This window comes from Acidovorax sp. SRI_002, from assembly GCF_057586455.1.
On sequence record NZ_JBYCZW010000009.1, the window covers coordinates 59,264 to 81,634 of the forward strand.

The following is a 22,371-nucleotide window of genomic DNA, read 5'->3' on the forward strand; positions in this document are numbered from 1 at the left end:
CACCTGCGCCCATCGAACGCAGCGCCGGCCCTTATTCCACTCTGCGGCGCAGTTCTTCCAGGTTCACCACAGTGATACCGCCGTACTCGATCTGCAGCACACCCTCGGCTTCCAGGCGCTTGAGTGCAGCGTTGCAGCGCTGGCGCGAGACACCGGACAGATTGGCGATTTCCTCCTGCGATACCTGCAGGTGAGGGTCGCTGCCAGGGTGCAGCCAGGGATGGAAAAGACCTGCCAGCGCCCGCGCCACCTGGCTGTCCGTGTCCAGCAGGTGGTGGGCCGTGAAATTGCCCAGAAACCAGTGCATGCGCTCGTTGATCTGGCGCAGCAGAAAGTGGTCAAAACTGCGCTGGGTGGCGTGCAGCCATTCAAAGGTGTCCACGGGTAAAAGCGCAACCCGGCTGGGGCGCAGCGCAATGATGTCCGCCGTGCGCGGCACGCCACGCAGCAGGGTTCCTTCACCAAACCAGCTGCCTGCAGAAAGACCGCCGAGGGTCACCGAGCGCCCGTTGTCCGAGGTCACCGTCCACTTGAGCAGTCCTTCAACGGCACCGTACCAGTGCAGGGGTACGTCGCCGCGCCGGCACAGGGCGCTGCCCTGGGCCACTTCGACTTCACGCAGGTCGTCCAGGACGCGTCGCTGTGCGCTCTCGTCCAGCAAGGGAAACCAGGCTGAGTTTTTCAGGAGATCGGCGACCGTCGGCGGCGCCAGCTTGACCAGCATGGTGTGAGGCTCCAGAGTGAAGGAGAAATGCGTCCTCGTATACCCTGAGTCCAAATGTCATCGCGATGACTGAGTATGCAGACGCTAAAAAAAATAATGGGTGCATTACCATTTTCCACCAGTCCATGTCATGACAAAGCGCAAAGTCATCGTCACCATCGCTCCCACCGGTGGCATGGCCCACAAGTCGCAGAACCCGCACCTGCCCACCCAGCCCGGTGAAATTGCCGACGATGTGCAGCGGTGCTGGAACGCAGGGGCCAGCGTGGTGGCCATCCATGCACGGCGCCCGGATGATGGCGCCACCTGCAACGCAGATATCTACCGCGACATCAACACCCGCATCCGGGCCAAAGGCTGCGACATCGTCATCAACAACTCTACCGGCGGTGGTGTGCATGGCGACATGGTGCGGCCGCTGTCCGGTGACCGCTGGGAGATCGCCTGGGAAGAGCGCATCAAGGGCATGGATGCGGGGGCCGAGATGTGCACCCTGGATGCCACCACGCTCAATCTGAGCTTTGACGGCCGCGAGATCCTCATGGACACCCCGCTCAGCAAAGGGCGCGAACTGGCACTGGGCATGAAGGCACGCGGCATCAAGCCCGAGTGGGAGGTGTTCAGCCCGACACACATCCTGCAGGATGCCACCACCTTGATCGATGAGGGGCACGACGAGGGCCCGCATTTCATCAACCTCGTGATGAACGTGCACCGCAGCTTCCAGAACGCCATGCCGTATTCGCCGCGCTACCTGCAGATGATGGTGGACGCCCTGCCGCGCAACAGCATCTTTTGCGTGAGTGGCATCGGCCCCTCGCAGCTCGAAGCCAATGTGGCAGCGCTGCTGCTGGGTGGGCATGCCCGCGTGGGGCTGGAGGACAACCTGTATTTCCGCCAGGGCGAACTGGCCACCAATGTGCAGCTGACGGAGCGCATCGTGCGCATCATTCGGGAGCTGGACATGGAGCCCGCCTCGCCAGCAGAGGCCCGCGCCCTCATGGGTCTGCCCCGCGCAGGCGGCGTTCGCCCCGCCTTTGCGATCGATTGAGTTGTTGTGATTTCACCCACCAAGAAAGAGGAGACAGATGATGCAGACACGCCGCCAATTCATGAACCACCTGGGCTATGCAACCGCGCTGGGGGCACTGACTCCCTGGAGCGCGATGGCCCAGACGCTGGAGCAGGTGAAGATTTTCTACGGTTTCCCGGCGGGCAGCGCGGGTGACAGCGTGGCGCGCCGGGTGGGTGAGAAGCTGGCGGGTTCGTCCTATACCCGCAATGCCGCCGTGGTGGAGAACAAGCCCGGTGCCGGCGGGCGCATTGCGCTGGAGGCGCTCAAGGGCGCCCCCACCGATGGCAGCGTGCTCACGCTGTCGCCGTTTTCCTGCACGTCCATCTATCCGCACATCTACAGCAAACTCAGTTACGACCCCACGAAAGACTTCGTGCCGGTGTCCATCGCCGCCGTTATGCACCATGGGCTGGCCGTGGGGCCGCTGGTGCCAGCCTCGGTGAAGAACGTGAAAGACTTCCTGGCCTGGGCCAAGGCGAACCCGGGGCAGGCCAACTACGGCTCGCCAGCGGCGGGCTCCACCCCCCATTTCATCGGTGCGCTGCTGGGGCTGAACAACGGCGTGGACCTCAAGCATGTGCCCTACCGGGGATCCATTCCCGGTGTGACCGATGTGGTGGGTGGGCAGATTGCCTCCATGGTGACGCCCAGCGGCGACTTCATTCCCAACCACAAGGCGGGCAAGCTGCGGTTGATCGCCACCTCTGGCCAGGCGCGTTCGCCGTTTTCGCCCGAGGTGCCCACCTTTGCGGAGCAGGGCTTCCCCGAGCTGACGACCGAGGAATGGTTTGGCTTCTACGCACCCGCCAAGACACCGGCCAGCGTGGTTGCAGCCGCCAACGCTGCCATCAACACGGCGATCAAGGAAAAGTCGGTGATCGACAGCCTGGCTGTGGTGGGCCTGATTGCCAAGGGCTCCACCGCCGCAGAGATGGCCGCATCGCAACAGGCGGAGGCAGATCGCTGGGGGCCTCTGGTCAAGAAGATCGGCTTCACGGCCGAGTCCTGAAGGGCACGGACATGGATGTTTCCGTGAACCGGGTGGCGGTGGTCGCCACTGGCGTCATTGGTGCAAGCTGGGCTGCGTACTTTCTCGCCCGCGGGCTGGACGTGGATGCCACAGATCCTTCTCCGGGGGCCGAGCAGCGCCTGCACGATGCCGTGGCACAGCACTGGCCGGTGCTCCAACGGCAAGGGCTTGCGCCGGGCGCCAGCACGGCAAGGCTGCACTTTCATGCTCGGCTGGAGGACGCTGTGGGGCAGGCGGACTTCGTGCAGGAAAACGGGCCGGAGCGGCTGGACTTCAAGGTGGATCTGCTGCGCCGCATAGACGAAGCCGCCCCGTCGCATGCCATCCTGGCTTCCAGCTCTTCAGGGCTGTCTGTTACGGCCATGCAGGCCCAGTGCAAACACCCGGAGCGCGTGGTGCTGGGCCATCCGTTCAACCCCCCGCACATGATCCCGCTGGTGGAGGTGGGAGGAGGCGAAAAGACATCGGCCCAGGCGATCACTACCGCGATGGATTTCTACACCGCCATCGGTAAGCGCCCCATCCATGTTCGGCGCGAAATCAAGGGGCACATTGCCAACCGCCTGCAGGCGGCGCTGTGGCGGGAGGCGTTTCATCTGGTCCACGAGGGGGTTGCCAGTGTGAGCGACATCGACACCGCCATTGCCCATGGCCCGGGGCTGCGCTGGGCGCTGATGGGGCCTTTCATGAACTTGCACCTTTCCGGCGGCGAAGGTGGAATCGCCCATTTGCTCGCGCACCTCGGCGGCCCCATCGAAGACTGGTGGCAGGACCTGGGGGCTCCGCAGATGACGCCAGCGCTGCAAAGCCGTGTCGCTGACGGCGTTACGCAGGCGCTTGGAGGGAGAACCAGTGCGGAGCTGGTGGCTGCACGCGACGCCTTGCTGGTAGACCTTCTGCGTGCCAAGCAAGACGCCCGCGTCCTGGACTGAGAGCGGCTAACAGAACCCTTCTGGCGTTGTTGCCGCGTCTTGCCGTACTACCCGTACTGCCTGCGACGCAGCGCCCGGCCAGAACCGCTTCGCTGAGTTTTGTTCGCCGGTCTGAATCCGCTATTGCACCGTGCGGTCCTGCCGCATGGGTTTATTCGACGGGTTCAACCAAGCGCTTCCAGCAGTGGTGCTGCGCACCGCCGCGCCGCTGGTTAGCGCTGTGTTGCCCATTTTTGTTGCTGCCCCAAGAATACGAGAGATCACCCACACCATGCACCCCGAATTTCTTGGCGATGAAAACCAAATCGCACCGCCCGCCACGGTGTTGGTCCATCAGGACGACGGCTCGTTCGTATTGCGTTCCCCTGTGGCGCTGGGCGCGTATGCGCGCTGCATCGGTGAATGGGTGGAGCAGTGGGCGCGCGAGACACCCCACGCGCTGGCCTTGGCGGAGCGTGACGAGACGGCCGAGCACTGGCGCACCCTGACCTATGGCGAGCTGCGCCAGGCCGTGGGCGCCGTTGCGCAGTCATTGCTGGACCTGAAGCTGCCGGCGGGCCGCCCCATCGCCATTCTTTCCGACAACGCGGTGGACCACGCGGTGCTCATGCTGGCGGCGATGCATGTGGGCATCACGCCCTGTTCCTTGTCGAGCGCCTATGCACGATCCCGAGACCCGGGCCGCCTGCACAGCATGCTTGCGGTGCTGGAGCCTTCGCTGGTTTATGCATCGGACGCCTCGGTCTACGCGCCCGCCCTGGCGGGGTACGCGTCCGATGCCGTCAAGGTCTTCAGTCGCCATGCCGAGGCCGTGCCTGGCGCCTTGCCTTTTGCTCAACTGCTCGCGGGCGTGGAAAGCCCGGCCGTGTCGCAGGCGTTTGAGGCACTCCAGCCCGACGACCCTGCCAAGTACCTGCTGACGTCGGGCTCCACGGGCCATCCCAAGGTGGTCATCAACACCCACCGCATGCTGTGCGCCAACCAGCAGATGATGGCCCAGACCTGGCGGTTCCTGGCCCACGAAAAGCCTGTGCTGGTGGACTGGCTGCCGTGGAGCCACACCTTTGGCGGCAACCACAACCTCAACATGGTGCTGTGCCATGGGGGCGCGCTCTACATCGATGAAGGGCGGCCCGTGCCAGGGCTTATCGAGAAGACGGTGCGCAACCTGCGCGATGTGAAGCCGACGATGCTCTTCAATGTTCCGCGTGGTTTCGACATGCTGTTGCCGTTTCTGGAGGCAGACGCCGCGCTGGCCGCTGAAATCCTCTCGCGCATGCGCCTGGCGTTCTATGCCGCGGCAGCGCTGGCCCCTTCCACCTGGCAGCGGCTGGAGGCCGTGGCAGCACGCGTGCGGCCCGCGTCGCCGCTGTGGCTGACCACGTCCTGGGGCTCCACGGAGACATCGCCCGCAGTGACCAGCGCCCACTGGCGCATGGAGGGCGCTGGCTGTATCGGTGCGCCGTTGCCCGGGCTTGAACTCAAGCTGGTGCCCAACGGCAGCAAGCTCGAAATGCGGGTCAAGGGTGTATCGGTGTTTCCGGGCTACCGCAATGCACCCTCCGAGACGGCCGCCGCGTTTGACAGCGATGGCTTCTACCGCATCGGTGACGCGGGATACCTGGTGGACCCTGTGCGGCCGGAGTGTGGCGTGGTCTTCAACGGCCGGGTGGCCGAGGATTTCAAGCTCTCCAGCGGGAGCTGGGTGTCGGTGGGCACGCTGCGGGTGGAACTGGTGTCCGAGTTGGCCCCCCTGGTGCAGGACATCGTGCTTACGGGCCACAACCGGGACGAAGTGGGCATGCTGGTGTTTCCCTCTGCCGCCGGTGCAGCGGACCGCGCGCGGCTGGACGACGCCCTGCGCGGTGTCATGCAGGCCCGCCGCACTGCTGGCGCGGGTTCATCGCAGTGCCCCGCGCGTGCACTGGTGATGGCGGCGCCGCCCGACCCCGATGCTGGAGAAATCACCGACAAGGGCTACATCAACCAGGGCGCTGTGCTCTCGCGCCGTGCTGCACAGGTCGAGCTGCTGCATGCCAGCCCTGCTGCCCCCAACGTGATCTCAATCTGACGGGGTGCCGTGGCAGCGCCTTCTGCGGCTTTTCGAATCCACCCGTAAAAAAGGACCCGCTGCCTTGGGCAACGGGTCCTTTTCTTGCGGAGAAGGAATGATGGGGCATCACCCCGTCACGCCCTTCGCAACGGCTGAGATCAGACCGTGGCGTCCTTGAGCTTCTTCAGCGCGCGGGTCTTGATCTTCACGGCTGCAGGCTTGGCGGGGAACCAGCGCTCTTCACCGGTGAAGGGGTCTTTGCCGAAGCGCTTCTTCTTGGCGGGGATTTGCTGCAGGCCGATTTTCATGAGGCCGGGCAGCGTGAATTCGCCGGAGCCCTTCTTGTGCACCGAACCCAGGATGGTGGCTTCGAGTGCGGCCAGCACGGCCTTGGTGGCCTTGGGTTCCACACCAGCCTGATCGGCCAGGTGGGCGATCAGCGTGGTCTTGTTGAAGGCGGTCTTGATCGGCTTGATGCCTGCAGCCACAGGCTTGGCCACTGGTGCGGCGGCCTTCTTCGCTGCGGGGGCTGCAGCCTTCTTGGCGGCAGGTGCCGCCTTCTTTGCAGCAGCAGGTGCTGCCGCCTTGACGGCCTTCTTCGCGGGCGCTGGAGTCTTTTTTGCAGTTGCCATGATGGTGATTCTTCTTTGTTCAGAGTTGCAATATGCCTCCCCCCAATGAAGGGAAGGTGCGCAATTTTAGGTGCGACTGCGGCATACCGTGCAAAAACGAAGACCCGCCAGCATTAGAGGCTTCTGAGAAGGGCTGTAGAAAGACGCTGCGGGTGAGGGGCCGTGCGCAGTTGGCGTCTGCTGAAGGCCGTGCGTGCTGCGTGCGATCACGCGCTCGCATACATGCATGCACGCATGTGTCCGTCTTGCTGCTGCGTCAGCGGTGCGCAGGGGTCTCGTGGCGTTGGCGCCACTGGTGGTAGCGCTGGCGCTGCAGCGCCAGCAACTCCACCAGACCCCAGGCCAGCGCACAACCGAGGGTGCCGCACAGCAGGGCGATGCGGTGCACCTCAGTCCTGCGCTGCGGCTGCGTCTTCATAGTGGGTCCATCCGTCGGGACTGGGCAAATCGAAGCTGGGCCAGCCCGGGGCATCGAAGAGTTCATCCAGCAGCCGCTGCAGTCCGAGCAATCTCCAGAGCATGATCGTGTGCCTCTTCGAAGGGTTGTGTCTGCGGGCAAGTTAACGCGCTTGTGTGACAGTTCCGAGTCGTTTCGCCGAATTCACACAGAGGCGTCATGGCGCTGTTGGCGCGTGCGGGCCGGGGCTATGCTTGCTGCCTATCGCCTTGCTGCACGGCCCCACGCCGCCATCGCCATCCACCATGAACACGCTGCCCGAGTTGCTGGCGCTCGAAAAAATCATCGAGCTGGGGGCACCCCATCTGCAGGTGCAGGTGGTTCGGCAGGTGCAGCTGGCGTCGGGCCACAGCTTTCCGATCCATGCCATCGGCGTGGGCAACCCGTCGCTGGACGTGCCTGCCATCGGCTTTTTCGGAGGCGTGCATGGGCTGGAGCGCATCGGCGCCGAGGTGGTCATCGCCTACTTGCAGAACGTGGTCATGCGGCTGCAGTGGGACACCACGCTGCACCGCCAGCTGGAGCAGATGCGCCTGGTTTTCATGCCGGTGGTCAACCCGGGTGGCATGTGGGCCGCCACGCGCGCCAACCCGCGCGGGGTGGACCTCATGCGCAATGCCCCGGTCGATGCCACGGATCGCGTGCCGCCCTGGATCGGCGGGCAACGCATCAGCGCGGGGCTGCCTTGGTACCGGGGGCGCGCGGGCGATGCCATGGAGGCAGAAAGCCAGGCGCTGTGCGAGGTGGTGGCCCAGGAGTTGCTGGCGCGGCCGTTCAGCATGGCCATTGACTGCCATTCGGGGTTTGGCGTGCGTGACCGCCTGTGGTTTCCGTTTGCCCACACGCGCAAGCCCATTGCGCACCTGGCCGAGTTGCATGCGCTGCAGGAGATCTTTCTGCAGGCCCACAGCCACCACCAGTACGTCATCGAGCCGCAAAGCGCCCAGTACCTGGCGCACGGCGACCTGTGGGACCACCTGTACCTGCAGGCCTGCCGCGAGGCGCCCACACACACCTTCCTGCCGCTCACGCTGGAGATGGGGTCGTGGCTGTGGATCAAGAAGAACCCGCGCCAGCTGTTTTCGCGCAACGGCATCTTCAACCCGCTCATCAACCACCGCCAGCAGCGGGTGCTGCGGCGCCATCTGTCACTGCTCGATTTTCTGGCCCGCGCGGCCTGTAGCCACGAGCGCTGGGTGCCAGCTCCCGAAGCGCGGGCGCAGCGCAGGGCGGATGCCCTGGCCGCGTGGTACTGAAGAGGTGTCCACCATGCACCATCCATGGATTCTGCTCAGAGGTCTCACGCGCGAGGCCGCGCACTGGGGCTCATTTGTCGAAGCGTTCGAGCACGCCCTGCCGGGTGCCCGCGTTGTGGTGCAAGACTTGCCTGGCAATGGCCTGCTGCACCGGGCCGTGTCGCCCGCCACGGTGCGGGGCATGGTGGATAGCTGCCGCGCCGAGCTGGCCGCGCAAGGTGTGCGGCCACCTTTTCGGGTGCTGGCCATGTCGCTGGGCGCCATGGTGGCGACCGAGTGGGCGCGGGTGGCGCCGGAGGAGCTGGTGGGCTGTGTGTTGATCAACACCAGCCTGCGGCCCTTCAGCCCCTTCTACCAACGGCTGCGGCCAGCCAGTTATCTGCAGGTGCTGCGCTGCGCCACGCCTTGGAGCAGCCCGCTCACCATTGAACAGACCGTGCTGCGAATGACCAGCAACCTTGCCCACGCCAGGGGGGCGGTGGTAGACGATTGGGTGGCCCTGCGCAGGCAGCGGCCGGTGTCGGCATCCAACGCCCTGCGCCAGTTGGTGGCTGCAGCGCGCTACACGGCGCCTGTTGCAACGCCCCTGGTGCCGGTCTCAGACAGCCCCCGCATCCTGCTGTTGGCCAGCCAGAACGACGGGCTGGTGTCTTGCCAGTGTTCGCAGGCCATTGCACGGGCGTGGGGGGTGCCGCTGCGCATGCATCCGTCGGCCGGACATGACCTGCCGCTGGATGACGCGCAGTGGGTTATTGGGCAGGTGCGGTCCTGGATGGAGGGCTCGCCGTGAGGTGGCGCAAACCCCGCGCTGGCGTTCACTCCCCCAGACCGGCAAGCCCGCCCTGGGCCACCAGTTCGCGGTACCACTCCTCGTAGCCAGCGCTGCTGGGGTGCAGGCCGTCGGCGGCGTTCAGTGCCTTGCTACGGGCCACGAACGGGTCTTCATGGCGTGGCTTGAGCAGGCGCACATAGCGCGCCTGGCGCGTGGCTGCGACGTCTTTGACGATGGCGTGCAGGTCCTCAGAGCGGTGCGACATCACCCACGAAACCGGGGGGATGAAAAACGGCGCATGCCCCACGTTCCCACACGGCATCAGCACCACGTGCTGGCCCTTTTGTTGTGCAAGGGTTACCACCTGCTCGATCTGGGGGCGCAGGGTATCCAGCGCTGTCAACCGGATCACGTCGTTGCCACCCGCGAGCACCAGCACCAGGTCGTAGCCCGCAGACGCCCGATCCAGTTGGGCGGCCACGTCGGCGTAGCGTGCACCGTTGGCGGCCAGGTTGTCGATGTGCCACTTCGGGTGGTCCTGGCCAATGCGCCCGGGCAGACTGTCGAGCGGGTCATTGGCCCCCGTGCCCACGGCCGTGCTGTCGCCCACCACCAAAACCCGCCGCACGGGTTGATCCGGTTGCGCAGTGTAGGGCTGGGCCTCGCGGGCCAGGTCTGCGGCGGTCCACATGCGCCAGGGCGCGCAGGCGGTGAGCAAGAGTGCGCCTGTGGCAATGGCCACCAGGGTCACCATGCGGCGCGAGGATGCGGGGCGGGTACGGACGGCGTGTTTCATGGGCTGGAGCAAGAGTAGAACCTTGCTGCAGCCTACCGGCAGGCAGGGGCCGGATGCGTCGGTGGCGGGCAACGGAGCGAGTAGGACGGACGCGCCGCCGCAGGCGGCTACTGCTTGAAAACCACAGCTTCCAGCGCCATCGCCCGGATCGACGCGGCCGCAGCCTCTGCCTTCGCCCGGCTTTCATAGGGCCCCACGCGCACGCGGATGCGGCGGCCCTTGGCGTTGTTCAGCTCCTGACGAAAGGCGGGTAGCCCTTCGTTGAGCAAGCGAGCCTGGGCCTTGCGGGCATTGGCCTCGTCGGCAAACAGGCCCACGTTGATGTAGTAGCCCGCCGCCGTGCCCACGGTGGGGAGAGGGGCTGAGGATGCTGGCGCAGCGGCCGAAGCGGAGGCTTTGGGCGTTTTGGCCTTGGCTGCAGAGGCCGCGTGGCTGGCGGGCTCGGCGGGGGGCGTCGTCTTTGCAGAGGGCTTGGGGGCTGCCGTGGCGGGCGCTGAAGAGGGCGTTTTGGACACCGTGGAGGCTGCAGAGAGCGTAGCCGGAGCGGGGCGGTTGGCCTCAGAGGATCGCGCTGGCGTGCTGGCTGTTGCTGCGGCCTTTGGCGCTGGGGTTGCTGGGGCCGCTGCCGGTTTCGCTGGGTCAGGAGCCGAGGCGGTGGTGGCGGGAAGGGCGGGGGTAGGGGGCTCTTGTGCAGGAACCGGAACAGGTACGGGTGCTGGCGCTGGTGCTGGTGAAGGCGCCGCCGTAATGGCAGCGGCTGGTGCAGAAGCCGCTGCGCTGGGCCGGGACGCCGCCGCCGTGGCTTGCGCCACCGTTACGGCGGGCTCCAGGGCCAGCGGCTTGGTGTCTGAAGGAGCCCATACCAGGTATGCCAGCGCGGCTGCGGCCACCAGCACCAGGTTGGCCAGCACCAGTGCCTGCAGCCGCTTGCGTGAGCTGGCCTGCTTCTCCAGCAGCACACAGGCCTCGGGCAGCGTGCGTGAGGCCGCCAGCGCGCGGGCCACCCGTTTGCGGATGTCGGCATACAGGATGGCGTTGCCATACAGGCCCGGCACCGCAAAGGCCAGCATTGCAAAGGCGCCCAGCACGCCCAGTTCCACGCCCGGCGGCCATTGCAGGAAGGTCCGGCCGATGCCATACACGATGAGCGCCAGCCCTTCGGCCGCCGCCAGGTAGACCAGCGCGGGGGTCCACAACTGCCGGAACAGCATCCAGTTGAGCGTGGCCAGGCAGGCCACCCAGTTCCAGGTGGTGGTGGTGCGGCCCGTGTTGTCAAAGCGCTCGAAAACGGCCATGTAGTAGGCCGTGTTCACGGGCCCCAGCGCCAGCCGGGACAGCGCCGTCATGGCGTTGTCGGACGGTGAGTCGAGCGACATGGCCGGGATGATGGAGGCGACAGGGTCCGTGTGGTCGAGCATGGGCCGATTCTGTCATGGGCCGATGTTTGCGCCACCTGGTTTGCGCGCGGGTCAGCGCGGGCGCAACGCTCTGGCCTGATTGCGTTTGGCCCACGCGGGCCTCGCCACTGGACTTTGATTAAAAATGGCCTCTGGCGCTGATCTGTTAAGCGCTAGTAGCTATTAATAATATAGCGTTTGCCGCAGTGGCTGTGACGTGTCAGGCACCGCGCACCATCGCCATGATCTTCCCCGCGTCCAGCGTGGCGGCCTTTTGCTGGATCTGCGGCAGGTACTGCGACTGCATCTGCTTGGCGGGGCCCAGCAGGTTCTGGAAGGTATCGCGCAGCATGGCCGTGCTCATGACCCGACCCCCGGCGTAGTAGCGCTTGGCCACCTGCCCCAGCGCGTAGGTGGTGGCAAACGAAAACGCCATGCCGGTGGCGGCGCTGCCCAGCCCGCCGATGGTCCGGCCCGCCGCTTTGCCCAGCAAGCCGCCGAGCAGCTTGCGGCCAAACTGCTCCAGGTACTGGGACGTCATGCCCACGCCCGCAGCGGCGATGAACTCCTTGATGTGGCCCTGGTCCAGCTCTACGCCATGGGCCTTGCCAATGCCGTACACCATCTTCACCTGCATGGGGATGATGGCCATTGACGCCCAGGACTGCGGCAGCAGCTCCAGTGCACCGTTGAGCAGCGCGTAGTTGAGGATGGATTTGTCCAGCTCAGCATCCAAAGCACTGCTGGGGGCTGCGGCGGCTGTTGCCGTTGCGGCGGCTGCTGCCACTGGGATCGCGATGGGCGCGGACACAGGCACGGATAAAGGCACGGATAAAGGCACGGCCTTTTCGGCCACATCCACGATCGCATCGGCTTCCCGGTCAAACGCGTCGGTCTGCGGTGCGCCCAGCTGCAGCGCCGCCTTCAGGCTGCTCAGAAACTCGCGTTCTGCCGCCGTCTGGCGGCCATCCACGTCGCACACACACACGGCCATCTCGTAGGCCAGCTGGCGGTGCATGGGGTCGCTCAAGGCCTGCACCGCCGCCTGCACGCTGGTGCGCCGGAGCAGCACGTCCTGGTAGATGCGTGGAAGGTCCGCCATGCCTGCGTCGCCCGCGAGCGACTGGGCAATGCGGCGGATCTCTTCGCGCTCGGCGTCGTCCTTGTTGCCGTCCGCAAACGCGGCCAGGAGGGCGATGGTGAGAATGGATTTTTGCTGGTCCAGGTTCATGGGGTGTTGCCTGCAAGGCGTTGGGTAAAAACGGTGGTGCGCTCGCCTGGGTGGGCTGGCCGCGCGCATGGGATCAGATGCAGTCTAGGCAACGGGGTTTCAACGCCACAGCCTGTGGGGATTTGGGCGCGCGTGGTAACTGGGTGTTTCGGGGGCGGGCCGGGTTATCCCTTGGGTATTTTGGCGACTGTGCGCCAGCGCCCGGCGTGCCTACAGTGCCTGCAGTGCCAACAGGTCTCCACGGCTGTGGAGGCGGCTGACCCTGAAAAATCCCGTTGTTGTGGAGTGCACACTATGAACATCGCCCACCTGCTGCGCCGCAGTGCTTTGCTGCATGCCCACCAGCCCGCTGTACTCCAGGGGAGTGACGTGCTGTGGTCCTACGGCGACCTGGGCGCACGCGCTGCCGCCTTGGCCGCCTATCTGCACACGCAATGCGGCGTGGCCCCCGGTGACCGAGTGGCCATCTACGCCGCCAATGCGCCCGAGTACCTGGAGGCCCTGCACGCCATCGTGTGGGCCGGGGCCGTGTCGCTGCCGGTCAACTACAAGCTGCATGCCAAAGAACTGGCCTACGTGCTGGCCGACTCCGGCGCGCGTGTGGTGCTGGCATCGCAGGCGTTGGCACCGGCCGCGCGCGAGGCCGGGGCGGCGGATGCCGGTCTGCTGGTGTTCGGCTCCGAAGCGTACCGCGCCGCCGTCACGCACGCGCCCATGGACGTTTGCGACCGTGCACCCGAGGATGTCGCCTCGCTCTTCTACACCTCCGGCACCACTGGCCGCCCGAAGGGGGTGATGCAGACCCACCGCAATCTGCTGGCCATGACGGCCTGCTACTTCACCGACGTAGACGATGTGCTGCCCGGCGACGCCATGGTCTACGCCGCGCCCATGTCGCACGGCGCTGGCCTCTACAACTACGCCCAGGTGCTGCGCGGCGGGCGGCATGTGGTGCCGCTGTCGGGTGGCTTCGAGCCTGCGGAGCTGGTGCAGCTTGCGGCCAGCGTGGGCCAGCTCACGTTGTTTGCTGCGCCCACCATGGTGCACCGCCTGGTGGACCATGTGCGCGCCACGGGTGCCGATGTGAGCGGCTTCAAGACCATCGTCTACGGTGGCGGTCCCATGTATGCCGACGACCTGCGCAACGCGCTGGCCGTGATCGGCAACCGCTTCGTGCAGATCTACGGCCAGGGCGAAAGCCCCATGACGATCACCGCCCTGTCGCGCGCCCAGCTGGCCGACCGCAACCACCCGCGCTGGGCCGAGCGCATGGTATCGGTGGGCGTGGCGCAGTCGATGGTGGAGGTGCGTGTGGTGGATGCCTCAGGCCAGCCGATGCCCACAGGCGAGACCGGGGAGGTGGTGGTGCGCGGCGACACCGTCATGCCCGGCTACTGGAACAACCCCGAAGCCACGGCGCAGACGCTGCGCGATGGCTGGCTCTACACCGGCGACATGGGCGCGCTGGATGCCGATGGTTTCCTCACCCTCAAGGACCGCTCCAAGGACGTGATCATCTCCGGCGGCTCCAACATCTACCCGCGCGAGGTGGAGGAGGTGCTTCTGCTGCACCCCCAGGTGCGCGAGGTGGCCGTGGTGGGGCAGCGCGATGTGGAATGGGGCGAGGTGCCTGTGGCCTTTGTGGTGGCGGAGGAGGGCGTGAGCCCGGATGCACTGGACGCGCTGTGCCTGGCCCATATAGCCCGTTTCAAGCGCCCTCGGCTGTACCGCTTTGTGCAGGCTTTGCCCAAGAACAGCTATGGCAAAGTGCCAAAGACAGCACTTCGAGAGATGCTCTCGGCGGATCGAACGGGTTAGAGCGGGTGCTCGGCGTCTTTGTCAGTTTGCGCAGCAGAGAACGCACGGGCGCTGCGTCAACGAAATTTTTCAGAGGTGCTAATCCGTGACCAAGCTTCCCAGCACCATTCCGCCCCATTCCTGCAGCTGCTTTTGTTTCTCGTCATCCGTCAACTGGTTCGCATCCTGCTGCCGTTTCAATTGCTTCAGCAAGGGCAGCAAATCTGTCTGCTTTGACTGCACATGAGCTGGCTCTGCCGTGTTCTCGGTGATCTTGTTGTTTTCCACCTTGAGGACGTGCAGCGATTGCGAGGCGGCCTGCGTGATCAGTGCGCGCACAGGCTCATCCTTCTCGTAGCCTAGCTCTACCTGCGTGCTGCTGCTGTCTTCCACCTTTTCGTAGGAATAGTTCTGGGTTGCAGAGTCTGATGTCAACTTTGGTGCTGCTCTTGAGTGCAGCGATTGGTGATAGGCAGCAGAAAGCTTGGCGGACTGGGTCTGGGTGAAGCCGCGGTTGCTGGGGGATGAGCCGGAGATCTGAGTGGACTGTTTGAGTGTGTATTCGAAGGTGTCAACCTCTATGGTGCGGCGCGGATTGGACGCACGGCGGGTGGCGGTAATCGATGCATCAAAGTCCGCCAGGCCGGTGAGCAGGCTCTTGTCGCCTTCACTGAAGGCGTTGGCGTCGCGCGTCAGATCGACCGGGTCGCCAATGCTGATACTGGCGCTGCCTGACCTCCCAGGGGAGTTTGCCGATTCATAGCCGCCGTTCAGGGCGGCGAAGCTGGACTTGAACAGGTCAACCAAGCCGCTGTCTGCATGCCCGCGCTCTGCTGCCTTGTCGATGCGGCTGAGGTACTGTCGCACGGCGTAGGCCTTCTGGTCTGCGGTGCCCCATAGCGCGGGCTGCCGCAAATCGGTTTTCATTCTTACGGTGCCTTCAGGGCTCTTGAGTTCAATCTCGCGGGTTTTGGCGTCTGCGCTGATGTTGGCACCGAGCTTCAGGATGCGGACGCCATACTGGTCCACCCCATAGATATCCACCTTGAATTCCAGCTTGGTGAAGAGCTTGCTATCGAACTTCAGCAGACCGTCCAGCCGCAGCACAGGGGATTCAGCCGTCAAGCCCTCGATAGCAAGATCGAAACCTTCTGCCAGAGATTGGAGTGCGTCCTTTTCCTGCTGCGTAAGGTTGCCATCCACCTCGATCTGCACAGCGATGCCAGAGCCTGTGGCGCGTTGCTCCCGCTGGTCGGCTATGGAGATCCGCACCGTGGCGCCAGATTGAGTGGTGATGGCAAATGTCGCACTGGCGCTGGGGCTGGATTGAATGCCCCACATAGCGCCAGTAGCCTTGCCTTGAATTTTGTCGGGCGAACTCACTGCACCCAGGTTCACCACCGTCTGACGGTAGCTCGAGCCGGTGCGGGCGGCCTGCTCTATCAGGGCGGACCCCAAACCGGCAAACCGCGCCTTTTCCGTCGTGGCGCTCGCGTTTCGGCCGATGATCTGATCCACAGCGGTCGTTGGTGTCTGCTCCCATACCTGCATTTGCCGGCTGCTGGTCTGCGATGGGGCGATTGCTTCGTAGGTGACGTCGATCGACTCCATCGCCAAGGGCCACTGGGTAACGTGCAGAAACCGGGTGTCACCCATCGTCGAAGGCACGGCTTCCGGGATGGCAGATGGAGTGAAGTTTGTGACGCTGTTGCGGGTCACGTCCGGCGATACGTCGCTCGCTATCTGCATGCGTGAAGAGGCCTGCGCAGAGGCCGTCACCGATGCTGGGGCGGAATTTCCTGACGGGCTCCAGCTTGTGGAAAGAGGGGAGAGGCTGATCGCACTCATTCAGGATATTTCATAGCTGTCTGACGGATATCGGCAGAAACGAGGAGGACTGAAGCCTGGCGTTCTGCGCTAGCGTGCAACGCCACACTAGAGAACACTGGGGCAGGAAGCGGGCGCTTCAGGGGCACAAAAGCGCCCTCCTGCGAAGGCCAATGCATTGGTCTACCATCCAGCTCTGATTTTTTGAGCTTGCCATGACTACCAAAACCCTCAAGATCGATTTCGTCTCCGATGTCTCCTGCCCCTGGTGCATCATCGGCCTCAAGGCGCTGGAGCAGGCGGCCGATCGCCTGAAGGGCGAAGTGGCCCTTGACATGCACTTTCAGCCTTTCGAGCTGAACCCGCAGATGGGCCCCGAGGGCCAGGACATCAACGAGCATCTGCAGGAAAAGTATGGCTCCACGCCCGAGCAGCTCGAACGCAACCGCGAGGCCATTGCCGCGCGTGGTGCGGACTTGGGGTTCACCTTTGGTAAAGGCAAACGCAGTCGCGTCTACAACACTTTTGACGCGCACCGCCTGCTGCACTGGGCCGAAGAGAAGGGCTTGCAGCCGCCACTCAAACATGCGCTGTTCAAAGCCTATTTCACCGATGGGCAAGACCCGAGCAACCACGAAGTGCTGGTGCGCGTGGCGGGTGAGGTCGGGCTGAATGTGGACGAGGCGCGTGAACTATTGGCGTCTGACCGTTTTGCCGAAGAGGTGCGCGAGCGTGAGCAGTTGTATTTGCAAAATGGCATCCACTCGGTGCCCGCCATCATCATCAACGAGCGCCACCTGATTCAAGGTGGTCAGCCGGTGGAGGTGTTTGAGCAGGCGCTGCGGCAGATTGCCAGCCAGGCTTGATGAATACTATTGTTTTGATAGCTGCTGGCGCTTGATGGATAAGCGCTAGGAGCTGGTTTTATATAAAAAACAGAAAGGGGCCATGGCCCCTTTCTGTTTTCTGTTGTGTACGGCCTTGCCCGCTTATTTGCGCAGCGGGATGGCCATGGCCCGGTCCACCGGCACGGCGGTCACGCTGTTCTGCGGCGAGCCGTCGATGAGTTTTTCGGAGTAGGTGAGGTAGACCAGCGTGTTGCGGGCCGGGTCGACCATGCGCACGATGCGCAGGCGCTTGAACAGGATGGACATGCGTTCGCTGAACACCTCTTCCTGCTTCTTGAGCGGCTCGGGGAAGCTGATAGGCCCCACTTGGCGGCAGGCAATCGAGGCTTCGGCGCGGTCTTCGGCCAGGCCCAGGGTGCCCTTGATGCCGCCCACGCGGGCGCGCGAGACGTAGCAGGTCACGCCCAGTACGCCGGGGTCGTCATAGGCTTCCACGAGGATGTCGTGGTCGCGGCCGATCCATTGGAAGGCGGTGTCCACCGTGCCGATTTTTTCGCCAGGCGCTGCCTGCGCTGTGCCAGCTGCGCCCACCCAGGCGGTTGCTGCGGCCAGGGCCAGCAGCGCCGAGGTGGCCGTTTGCTTGAGGGCCATCACGCAGCGGCCCCGGCTTCGGTGCAGCGCTGGGCCAGGTGGGCGAGGGCTTCTTCGACCTGGTCCACCAGTACCAGGCACAGGTCGCCGGGCTGCAGGCGCGCCAGGGCGGCGTCAATGGCGATGAACTCACCGCGAATCTCTTCGACGTGTGTGGTGCGTGATGCGCCTGCCAGGCCTTCGCGCAGCAGGGCCATCACCTCGCCATCGGCACGGCCGCGCTGGGCAGCGTCCTGGTACAGGATCACGTCGTCAAATGCGGCGCCCAGGATCACGGTCTGGTCGCGGATATCTTCGTCGCGGCGGTCGCCCGCGCCGCTGATCACCACGCTGCGGCGCTTGGCGGGCAGGGCGTCCACGGCGCCTACCAGGGCGCGCATGGCGTCGGGGTTGTGGCCGTAGTCGGCAATCACGGTGGCGCCCCGGTAGTCCATGATGTTGAAGCGGCCGGGCGCGTTGTCGCTGTCGTTCACAAAGCCTGACAGGCCCCGGCGGATGGTCTGCCAGGGCATGCCCACGCCCCAGGCGGCGGCCACGGCCGCCATGACGTTCTCGACCTGAAAACCGATCTTGCCGTTGCGTGTGATGGGTACGTCGCGCAGGTGGATGGTCTCGCGCCACGAGCCTTCCGAAGCCACGATGGAGTCGCCATCCACATACACCGTGCGGTGGCCCTGAGCGCGGTGCGTGGCCATCACGGGATGGTGGCGGTCGCTCGCAAAGAAGATGATCTTGCCAGGGCAGGCGGGCGCCATGGCGGCCACGATGGGGTCGGCCGCGTTGAGCACGCCGTAGCCTGTGGTGGCCACGTTCTGCACGATCACGCGCTTGAGTACGGCCAGGTCTTCCACCGTGGTGATGTAGTTCAGGCCCAGGTGGTCGCCCGCGCCGATGTTGGTCACCACGGCCACCTGGCAGCGGTCAAACCCCAGGCCTTCGCGCAGGATGCCGCCACGGGCGGTCTCGAACACGGCTGCATCCACCTCGGGGTGCAGCAGCACGTTGCGCGCGCTTTTTGGGCCGCTGCAGTCGCCGCTATCGATCTGGCGGCCGTTCACGTACACGCCGTCGGTGTTGGTCATGCCCACGCGCAGGCCCTGGGCGGTGAACAGGTGGGCGATGAGGCGGGCCGTGGTGGTCTTGCCGTTGGTGCCGGTGACGGCCACCACCGGGATGCGCCCATCGTCGCCATGGGCGTAGAGCTTGTCCACCATGGCCTGACCCACGTTGCGGGGCTTGCCGTAGCTGGGCGCGAGATGCATGCGCAGGCCGGGGGCGGCGTTCACTTCCACAAAGCCGCCGCCTTGCTCTTCGAGCGGGCGCAGCACGGTCTCGGCCACCATGTCCACGCCGCAGATGTGCAGGCCCACCATCTGGGCGGCGGCCACAGCGCGTGCGGCAACCTCGGGGTGCACATCATCAGTCACGTCGGTGGCGGTGCCACCCGTAGAGAGGTTGGCGTTGTTGCGCAGGACGACGCGCTGGCCCTTGGCGGGCACCGAGTCGGGCGTCAGGTCTTGCATGGCCAGGCGGGCCACGGCAATGTCGTCGAGCCGGATCTTGGTGAGCGAGGTGGCATGCCCCTCGCCCCGGCGTGGGTCGAGGTTGACCTGGTTGACCAGCTCACGCACCGTGTGCTGGCCGTCGCCCAGCACCTGGGGCGGCTCGCGGCGTGCAGCGGCCACCAGTTGGTCGCCGACCACCAGCAGGCGGAAGTCATGGCCCGGCAAAAAGCGCTCGACCATCACGGTGCCGTATTCGGCGGCGTTCTTGTAGGCTTCTTCGAGCTGGGCGCGGTCAGTGATGTTGACCGTCACACCCTTGCCCTGGTTGCCATCCTGTGGCTTGACCACCACGGGCAGGCCGACCTTGAGGGCCACTTCCCAGGCTTCGTCCACGCTTTCGACCGGCTTGCCCAGCGGCACGGGCACACCGGCCGCATGCAGCAGGCGTTTGGTCAGGTCCTTGTCCTGGCCGATGGACTCAGCCACGGCGCTGGTCGAGTCGACCTCGGCCGCCTGGATACGGCGCTGCTTGGAGCCCCAGCCAAACTGCACCAGGCTGCCACGCGTGAGGCGGCGGTAGGGGATGCCGCGCGCCACGGCGGCGTCCACGATGGAGCCGGTGCTGGGGCCCAGGCGCTCGTCTTCGTCGAGTTCGCGCAGCTCGGCAATCACGGTGTCGGCATCAAAATTGCCTTCGCCTTGCGCTGCCTTGATGAGTTGCTGCGCATACTCAAAGGCTTTGCGGCCCACGGCCTCTTCGCTGTATTCCACGACCACCTGGTACACACCCGCATCGGTGGTGGCGGTGGTGCGCGCAAAGGTGACAGGGCAACCTGCCTGCGCCTGCAATGCCAGGGCGGCAGTCTGCAGCACATGGGCCAGCGAGACATCGCCGCCCCCGGTTTCGGGGTGCAGCGCGCCGATGGCGGGAAACAGGGCCCGCAGGCGGGCTTCGAACCCGGCCATCTGGCCCACGGCGCGCTCGTTTTCGGCGCAGGTCACCACGGCCTCGATGGCCATGTGGCGGCTCCAGAGGTTGGGGCCACGCAGGGCCCGGGTGCGGGATACATCCATGGAAGTCTCTTTCAGTGGTCCATCAGGGCGCTGAGGCCCTGTTCAGGTCGTGGGATGCGAGGTCAAACAACAAACTAAAGCTAATGCGCGAGGTGCCATCACGACCGCAGTGCGGTGGTGGGGACCAGTTCGGGCTCAAAGGTCTTGATGCCAGCGCCGATGAGGTCAGGGGCAATGTTCAGCGCCCAGGCCGTGCCGATGGCAGCCAGCAGGGCGTCGGTGTCGGGCGCCACGGCATTGCGGCCAAAGGTCAGGTCTGCCAGCGAACCGAGCACATGTTCTGCACTGCCCGTGGCCAGCACCACGCGGCCGTTCTTCACCACCACGGCGCGGCCGTTGTCCTTGGCGCGGTGTTCCACGATCACGGGCAGGGTGGCGTCCTGGGCATACAGCACCACGGCACCGTCCGACAGCGGCGCCAGGTCGGCCACTTGCGGGATGGCAGCGTTGAGCACCGCTGCGCCTTCCGACAGCACCACGTCCACCTGGGTGCGCATCACCTTGGTCATCTGGTCCTGTTCGTGCACGTCGAATTCGGCCAGCGTTTCCACGCCGTCCATGTCGGTGACCACACCCACCTGGCAGCGGTCGTAGGCCAGGCCGTCGCGCAGGATGGTGCGCGCGTCGCTTTCGATCACGGCGGCCTGCACGGTCTTGTTCATCAGCAGGCGGTGGGCGGCCTCCCAGTGCGCGCAATCGGTCGATTCGACGCAGCGGCGGTCCAGGAACAGCCCTTCGCGACAGGCCAGGCCCGTGTGGTGGCCGCTCAGGTGCAGCAGCCAGGCCACGACCCGCGCGATGGTTGACGTGCCACGCGTGCCCGCCACGCCCACCAGCGGAATGCGGCCTGCCTGGCCCGCATCGTCTTCCGACGGGAACAGATGCTCTGCAATGGCCTGGCCCACAGGGCGCGGTGCACCCACGGCGGGCTTCAGGTGCATCAGCAGGCCAGGGCCTGCGTTCACTTCGACAATGGCACCGCCCTGGGCGTGCAGGGGTTTGGAGATGTCCTTGGCCACCAAGTCGATGCCGGCGATGTCCAGCCCCACCACCTTAGCCGCCAACTGGGCGATGTAGGCCACCTCGGGGTGCACGTCGTCCGTGCAGTCCACGGCCACGTTGCCGTTGCGCTGCACCACCACCTGGCGGCCAGCGGCGGGCACCGAGTCGGCGCCCAGGTCCTGGCGCTTGAGTTCGAGTTGCACCTTGGTGTCAGTGGCCAGGTCGATGATTTCGAGCGGGTACTCTTCTTCGTAGCCACGGCGCGGGTCGGAGTTGAGCTGGGTGTCGATCAGCTCCTTGACGGTGGAGCGGCCGTTGCCGGTGATGGTGACCACTTCACCACGTGCCGCTGCGACCACTTTGCCGCCCACCACCAGCAGGCGGTGCTCGTCGCCGGGGATGAAGCTCTCGACCATGACGTCGCTGCCCTCGGGGTAGGCCACGTGGTAGGCGGCCTCGATGTCTGCCTGCTTGTGCAGATCCAACGTCACACCCCGGCCGTGGTTGCCGTCAGAGGGCTTGACCACCACAGGCAGGCCGATGTCCTGGGCGGCTTCCCAGGCTTCCTCGGGGCTGTTGACCACCTGGCCCTCGGGGATGGGCACGCCGCAGGACTTGAGCAGGCTCTTGGTCAGGTCCTTGTCGCTGGCGATGCCTTCGGCGATGGCGCTGGTGAACTCGGTCTCAGCCGTCCAGATGCGGCGCTGGCTGGCGCCATAGCCCAGTTGCACCAGATTGCCGTCGTTCAGGCGGATGTGCGGGATGCCCCGGTCGGTGGCGGCTGTGACGATGCAGGCGGTGCTGGGGCCAAGGTACTGGTCGTCCACCTCGGTGCGCACACGGGCCACGGCGGCAGCCACGTCAAACGGCTCATCGTTGATGGCGGCCATGATGAGCGCGTGGCCTTGGGCCAGCGCCACGCGCGCCACGCTTTCGTCGCGCGCCCGGAACACCATGCGGTATACGCCACGCTGGCTGGTGCTGCGGGTCTGGCCAAAACCGGTGGGCATGCCCGACAGGTTGAGCAACTCGATCACGATGTGCTCCAACACATGGCCGCACCAAGTGCCTTCCTGCAGGCGCTGCAGGAACCCACCGCGTTCGCCCACGCCGCAGTGGTGTTCGATCAGTGCGGGCAGCCAGGCGGTAAGTCGGTCGTTGAAACCGGGCAGCAGGTTGGAGGGGTAGTCCTCCAGCTCGCCCAGGTCCAGCCAGACTTCCAGTACAGGCCGGTAGGTCCAGATATTGGGGCCGCGCAGGTAGTTGATGCGAAGCAGTTGGATGTCGTTGAGTTTCGCCATGGATTGCAGCG

The 22,371-nt window shown here is 65.3% G+C and carries 19 protein-coding genes; 8 read left to right on the forward strand and 11 right to left on the reverse strand.

Annotation, left to right across the window (positions count from 1 at the left end):
• Window positions 1–31: 31 nt before the first annotated feature.
• A complete protein-coding gene (locus tag AC2YJX_RS22655; protein ID WP_055393318.1) occupies window positions 32–724 on the reverse strand; it encodes a Crp/Fnr family transcriptional regulator in 693 nt (230 codons plus the stop codon).
• Window positions 725–854: 130 nt separating this feature from the next.
• Here AC2YJX_RS22655 and AC2YJX_RS22660 point away from each other — a divergent pair, with 130 nt between their 5' ends.
• The 4 genes from AC2YJX_RS22660 to AC2YJX_RS22675 all read left to right on the forward strand — a co-directional run bounded on the left by AC2YJX_RS22660 (window position 855) and on the right by AC2YJX_RS22675 (window position 5,832).
• Entirely contained in the window at window positions 855–1,775 is a 921-nt protein-coding gene (locus AC2YJX_RS22660; protein ID WP_487257347.1) for a beta-keto acid cleavage family enzyme, read from the forward strand.
• A gap of 40 nt (window positions 1,776–1,815) precedes the next feature.
• Window positions 1,816–2,808, forward strand: coding sequence for a Bug family tripartite tricarboxylate transporter substrate binding protein (locus tag AC2YJX_RS22665; RefSeq protein WP_487257348.1), 993 nt, complete (start codon window positions 1,816–1,818; stop codon window positions 2,806–2,808).
• Between the two features lie 11 nt (window positions 2,809–2,819).
• Window positions 2,820–3,761, forward strand: coding sequence for a 3-hydroxyacyl-CoA dehydrogenase NAD-binding domain-containing protein (locus AC2YJX_RS22670; RefSeq protein WP_487257349.1), 942 nt, complete (start codon window positions 2,820–2,822; stop codon window positions 3,759–3,761).
• A gap of 271 nt (window positions 3,762–4,032) precedes the next feature.
• Window positions 4,033–5,832: a feruloyl-CoA synthase gene (locus AC2YJX_RS22675; RefSeq protein WP_487257350.1), complete on the forward strand. Its 1,800-nt coding sequence runs from the start codon at window positions 4,033–4,035 to the stop codon at window positions 5,830–5,832.
• 140 nt (window positions 5,833–5,972) lie between these two features.
• Here AC2YJX_RS22675 and AC2YJX_RS22680 read toward each other — a convergent pair whose 3' ends face one another.
• The 3 genes from AC2YJX_RS22680 to AC2YJX_RS22690 all read right to left on the reverse strand — a co-directional run bounded on the left by AC2YJX_RS22680 (window position 5,973) and on the right by AC2YJX_RS22690 (window position 6,967).
• Entirely contained in the window at window positions 5,973–6,446 is a 474-nt protein-coding gene (locus tag AC2YJX_RS22680) for an HU family DNA-binding protein (RefSeq protein WP_121508565.1), read from the reverse strand.
• A 256-nt stretch (window positions 6,447–6,702) separates the two neighbouring features.
• A complete protein-coding gene (locus AC2YJX_RS22685) occupies window positions 6,703–6,864 on the reverse strand; it encodes a hypothetical protein (protein WP_176887027.1) in 162 nt (53 codons plus the stop codon).
• Complete coding sequence (locus AC2YJX_RS22690) at window positions 6,836–6,967, reverse strand: hypothetical protein (RefSeq protein ID WP_255354175.1); 132 nt, start codon at window positions 6,965–6,967, stop codon at window positions 6,836–6,838. Before AC2YJX_RS22690 ends, AC2YJX_RS22685 begins: the two co-directional genes overlap by 29 nt.
• Before the next feature lie 181 nt (window positions 6,968–7,148).
• On the opposite strand from AC2YJX_RS22690, the gene AC2YJX_RS22695 reads away from it, so the two are divergent.
• Both AC2YJX_RS22695 and AC2YJX_RS22700 read left to right on the forward strand, forming a co-directional pair.
• The gene (locus AC2YJX_RS22695; RefSeq protein ID WP_121421154.1) at window positions 7,149–8,159 is read left to right on the forward strand and encodes a M14 family zinc carboxypeptidase; all 1,011 of its coding nucleotides are present in this window, start codon (window positions 7,149–7,151) and stop codon (window positions 8,157–8,159) included.
• A gap of 13 nt (window positions 8,160–8,172) precedes the next feature.
• On the forward strand, window positions 8,173–8,949 hold the full coding sequence (locus AC2YJX_RS22700; RefSeq protein ID WP_487257351.1) for an alpha/beta fold hydrolase: 777 nt from the start codon (window positions 8,173–8,175) through the stop codon (window positions 8,947–8,949).
• Between the two features lie 25 nt (window positions 8,950–8,974).
• Here AC2YJX_RS22700 and AC2YJX_RS22705 read toward each other — a convergent pair whose 3' ends face one another.
• From AC2YJX_RS22705 to AC2YJX_RS22715, 3 genes are all read right to left on the reverse strand, one after another.
• Window positions 8,975–9,727, reverse strand: a complete 753-nt coding sequence (locus AC2YJX_RS22705; protein WP_487257352.1) for an SGNH/GDSL hydrolase family protein — start codon at window positions 9,725–9,727, stop codon at window positions 8,975–8,977.
• A gap of 107 nt (window positions 9,728–9,834) precedes the next feature.
• Window positions 9,835–11,145, reverse strand: a complete 1,311-nt coding sequence (locus AC2YJX_RS22710; RefSeq protein ID WP_487257353.1) for an SPOR domain-containing protein — start codon at window positions 11,143–11,145, stop codon at window positions 9,835–9,837.
• A 199-nt stretch (window positions 11,146–11,344) separates the two neighbouring features.
• Window positions 11,345–12,355 (reverse strand): YcjF family protein, encoded by a 1,011-nt coding sequence (locus AC2YJX_RS22715; RefSeq protein ID WP_487257354.1) that lies wholly within the window; start codon window positions 12,353–12,355, stop codon window positions 11,345–11,347.
• A gap of 294 nt (window positions 12,356–12,649) precedes the next feature.
• On the opposite strand from AC2YJX_RS22715, the gene AC2YJX_RS22720 reads away from it, so the two are divergent.
• Entirely contained in the window at window positions 12,650–14,173 is a 1,524-nt protein-coding gene (locus AC2YJX_RS22720) for an AMP-binding protein (RefSeq protein WP_055395938.1), read from the forward strand.
• 78 nt (window positions 14,174–14,251) lie between these two features.
• On the opposite strand, the gene AC2YJX_RS22725 is transcribed toward AC2YJX_RS22720, so the two are convergent.
• Window positions 14,252–16,000, reverse strand: a complete 1,749-nt coding sequence (locus AC2YJX_RS22725) for a hypothetical protein (protein ID WP_487257355.1) — start codon at window positions 15,998–16,000, stop codon at window positions 14,252–14,254.
• A 194-nt stretch (window positions 16,001–16,194) separates the two neighbouring features.
• On the opposite strand from AC2YJX_RS22725, the gene AC2YJX_RS22730 reads away from it, so the two are divergent.
• Entirely contained in the window at window positions 16,195–16,845 is a 651-nt protein-coding gene (locus tag AC2YJX_RS22730; RefSeq protein ID WP_055395943.1) for a DsbA family oxidoreductase, read from the forward strand.
• Window positions 16,846–16,968: 123 nt separating this feature from the next.
• Here AC2YJX_RS22730 and AC2YJX_RS22735 read toward each other — a convergent pair whose 3' ends face one another.
• The 3 genes from AC2YJX_RS22735 to AC2YJX_RS22745 form a co-directional block, all read right to left on the reverse strand.
• Window positions 16,969–17,478, reverse strand: a complete 510-nt coding sequence (locus tag AC2YJX_RS22735; protein ID WP_055395945.1) for a CreA family protein — start codon at window positions 17,476–17,478, stop codon at window positions 16,969–16,971.
• Entirely contained in the window at window positions 17,478–20,057 is a 2,580-nt protein-coding gene (gene cphA / locus AC2YJX_RS22740) for a cyanophycin synthetase (RefSeq protein ID WP_306553340.1), read from the reverse strand. Before cphA ends, AC2YJX_RS22735 begins: the two co-directional genes overlap by 1 nt.
• Window positions 20,058–20,155: 98 nt before the next feature.
• Entirely contained in the window at window positions 20,156–22,360 is a 2,205-nt protein-coding gene (locus tag AC2YJX_RS22745; protein WP_055395949.1) for a cyanophycin synthetase, read from the reverse strand.
• Window positions 22,361–22,371: the final 11 nt, after the last annotated feature.

Excerpts from the sequence above, each read along its gene's own strand:
- AC2YJX_RS22655 (WP_055393318.1), bottom strand. The coding sequence starts at position 724 with ATGCTGGTCAAGCTGGCGCCGCCGACGGTCGCCGATCTCCTGAAAAAC.
- AC2YJX_RS22660 (WP_487257347.1), top strand. The coding sequence starts at position 855 with ATGACAAAGCGCAAAGTCATCGTCACCATCGCTCCCACCGGTGGCATG.
- AC2YJX_RS22665 (WP_487257348.1), top strand. The coding sequence starts at position 1,816 with ATGCAGACACGCCGCCAATTCATGAACCACCTGGGCTATGCAACCGCG.
- AC2YJX_RS22670 (WP_487257349.1), top strand. The coding sequence starts at position 2,820 with ATGGATGTTTCCGTGAACCGGGTGGCGGTGGTCGCCACTGGCGTCATT.
- AC2YJX_RS22675 (WP_487257350.1), top strand. The coding sequence starts at position 4,033 with ATGCACCCCGAATTTCTTGGCGATGAAAACCAAATCGCACCGCCCGCC.
- AC2YJX_RS22680 (WP_121508565.1), bottom strand. The coding sequence starts at position 6,446 with ATGGCAACTGCAAAAAAGACTCCAGCGCCCGCGAAGAAGGCCGTCAAG.
- AC2YJX_RS22685 (WP_176887027.1), bottom strand. The coding sequence starts at position 6,864 with ATGAAGACGCAGCCGCAGCGCAGGACTGAGGTGCACCGCATCGCCCTG.
- AC2YJX_RS22690 (WP_255354175.1), bottom strand. The coding sequence starts at position 6,967 with ATGCTCTGGAGATTGCTCGGACTGCAGCGGCTGCTGGATGAACTCTTC.
- AC2YJX_RS22695 (WP_121421154.1), top strand. The coding sequence starts at position 7,149 with ATGAACACGCTGCCCGAGTTGCTGGCGCTCGAAAAAATCATCGAGCTG.
- AC2YJX_RS22700 (WP_487257351.1), top strand. The coding sequence starts at position 8,173 with ATGCACCATCCATGGATTCTGCTCAGAGGTCTCACGCGCGAGGCCGCG.
- AC2YJX_RS22705 (WP_487257352.1), bottom strand. The coding sequence starts at position 9,727 with ATGAAACACGCCGTCCGTACCCGCCCCGCATCCTCGCGCCGCATGGTG.
- AC2YJX_RS22710 (WP_487257353.1), bottom strand. The coding sequence starts at position 11,145 with ATGCTCGACCACACGGACCCTGTCGCCTCCATCATCCCGGCCATGTCG.
- AC2YJX_RS22715 (WP_487257354.1), bottom strand. The coding sequence starts at position 12,355 with ATGAACCTGGACCAGCAAAAATCCATTCTCACCATCGCCCTCCTGGCC.
- AC2YJX_RS22720 (WP_055395938.1), top strand. The coding sequence starts at position 12,650 with ATGAACATCGCCCACCTGCTGCGCCGCAGTGCTTTGCTGCATGCCCAC.
- AC2YJX_RS22725 (WP_487257355.1), bottom strand. The coding sequence starts at position 16,000 with ATGAGTGCGATCAGCCTCTCCCCTCTTTCCACAAGCTGGAGCCCGTCA.
- AC2YJX_RS22730 (WP_055395943.1), top strand. The coding sequence starts at position 16,195 with ATGACTACCAAAACCCTCAAGATCGATTTCGTCTCCGATGTCTCCTGC.
- AC2YJX_RS22735 (WP_055395945.1), bottom strand. The coding sequence starts at position 17,478 with ATGGCCCTCAAGCAAACGGCCACCTCGGCGCTGCTGGCCCTGGCCGCA.
- cphA (WP_306553340.1), bottom strand. The coding sequence starts at position 20,057 with ATGGATGTATCCCGCACCCGGGCCCTGCGTGGCCCCAACCTCTGGAGC.
- AC2YJX_RS22745 (WP_055395949.1), bottom strand. The coding sequence starts at position 22,360 with ATGGCGAAACTCAACGACATCCAACTGCTTCGCATCAACTACCTGCGC.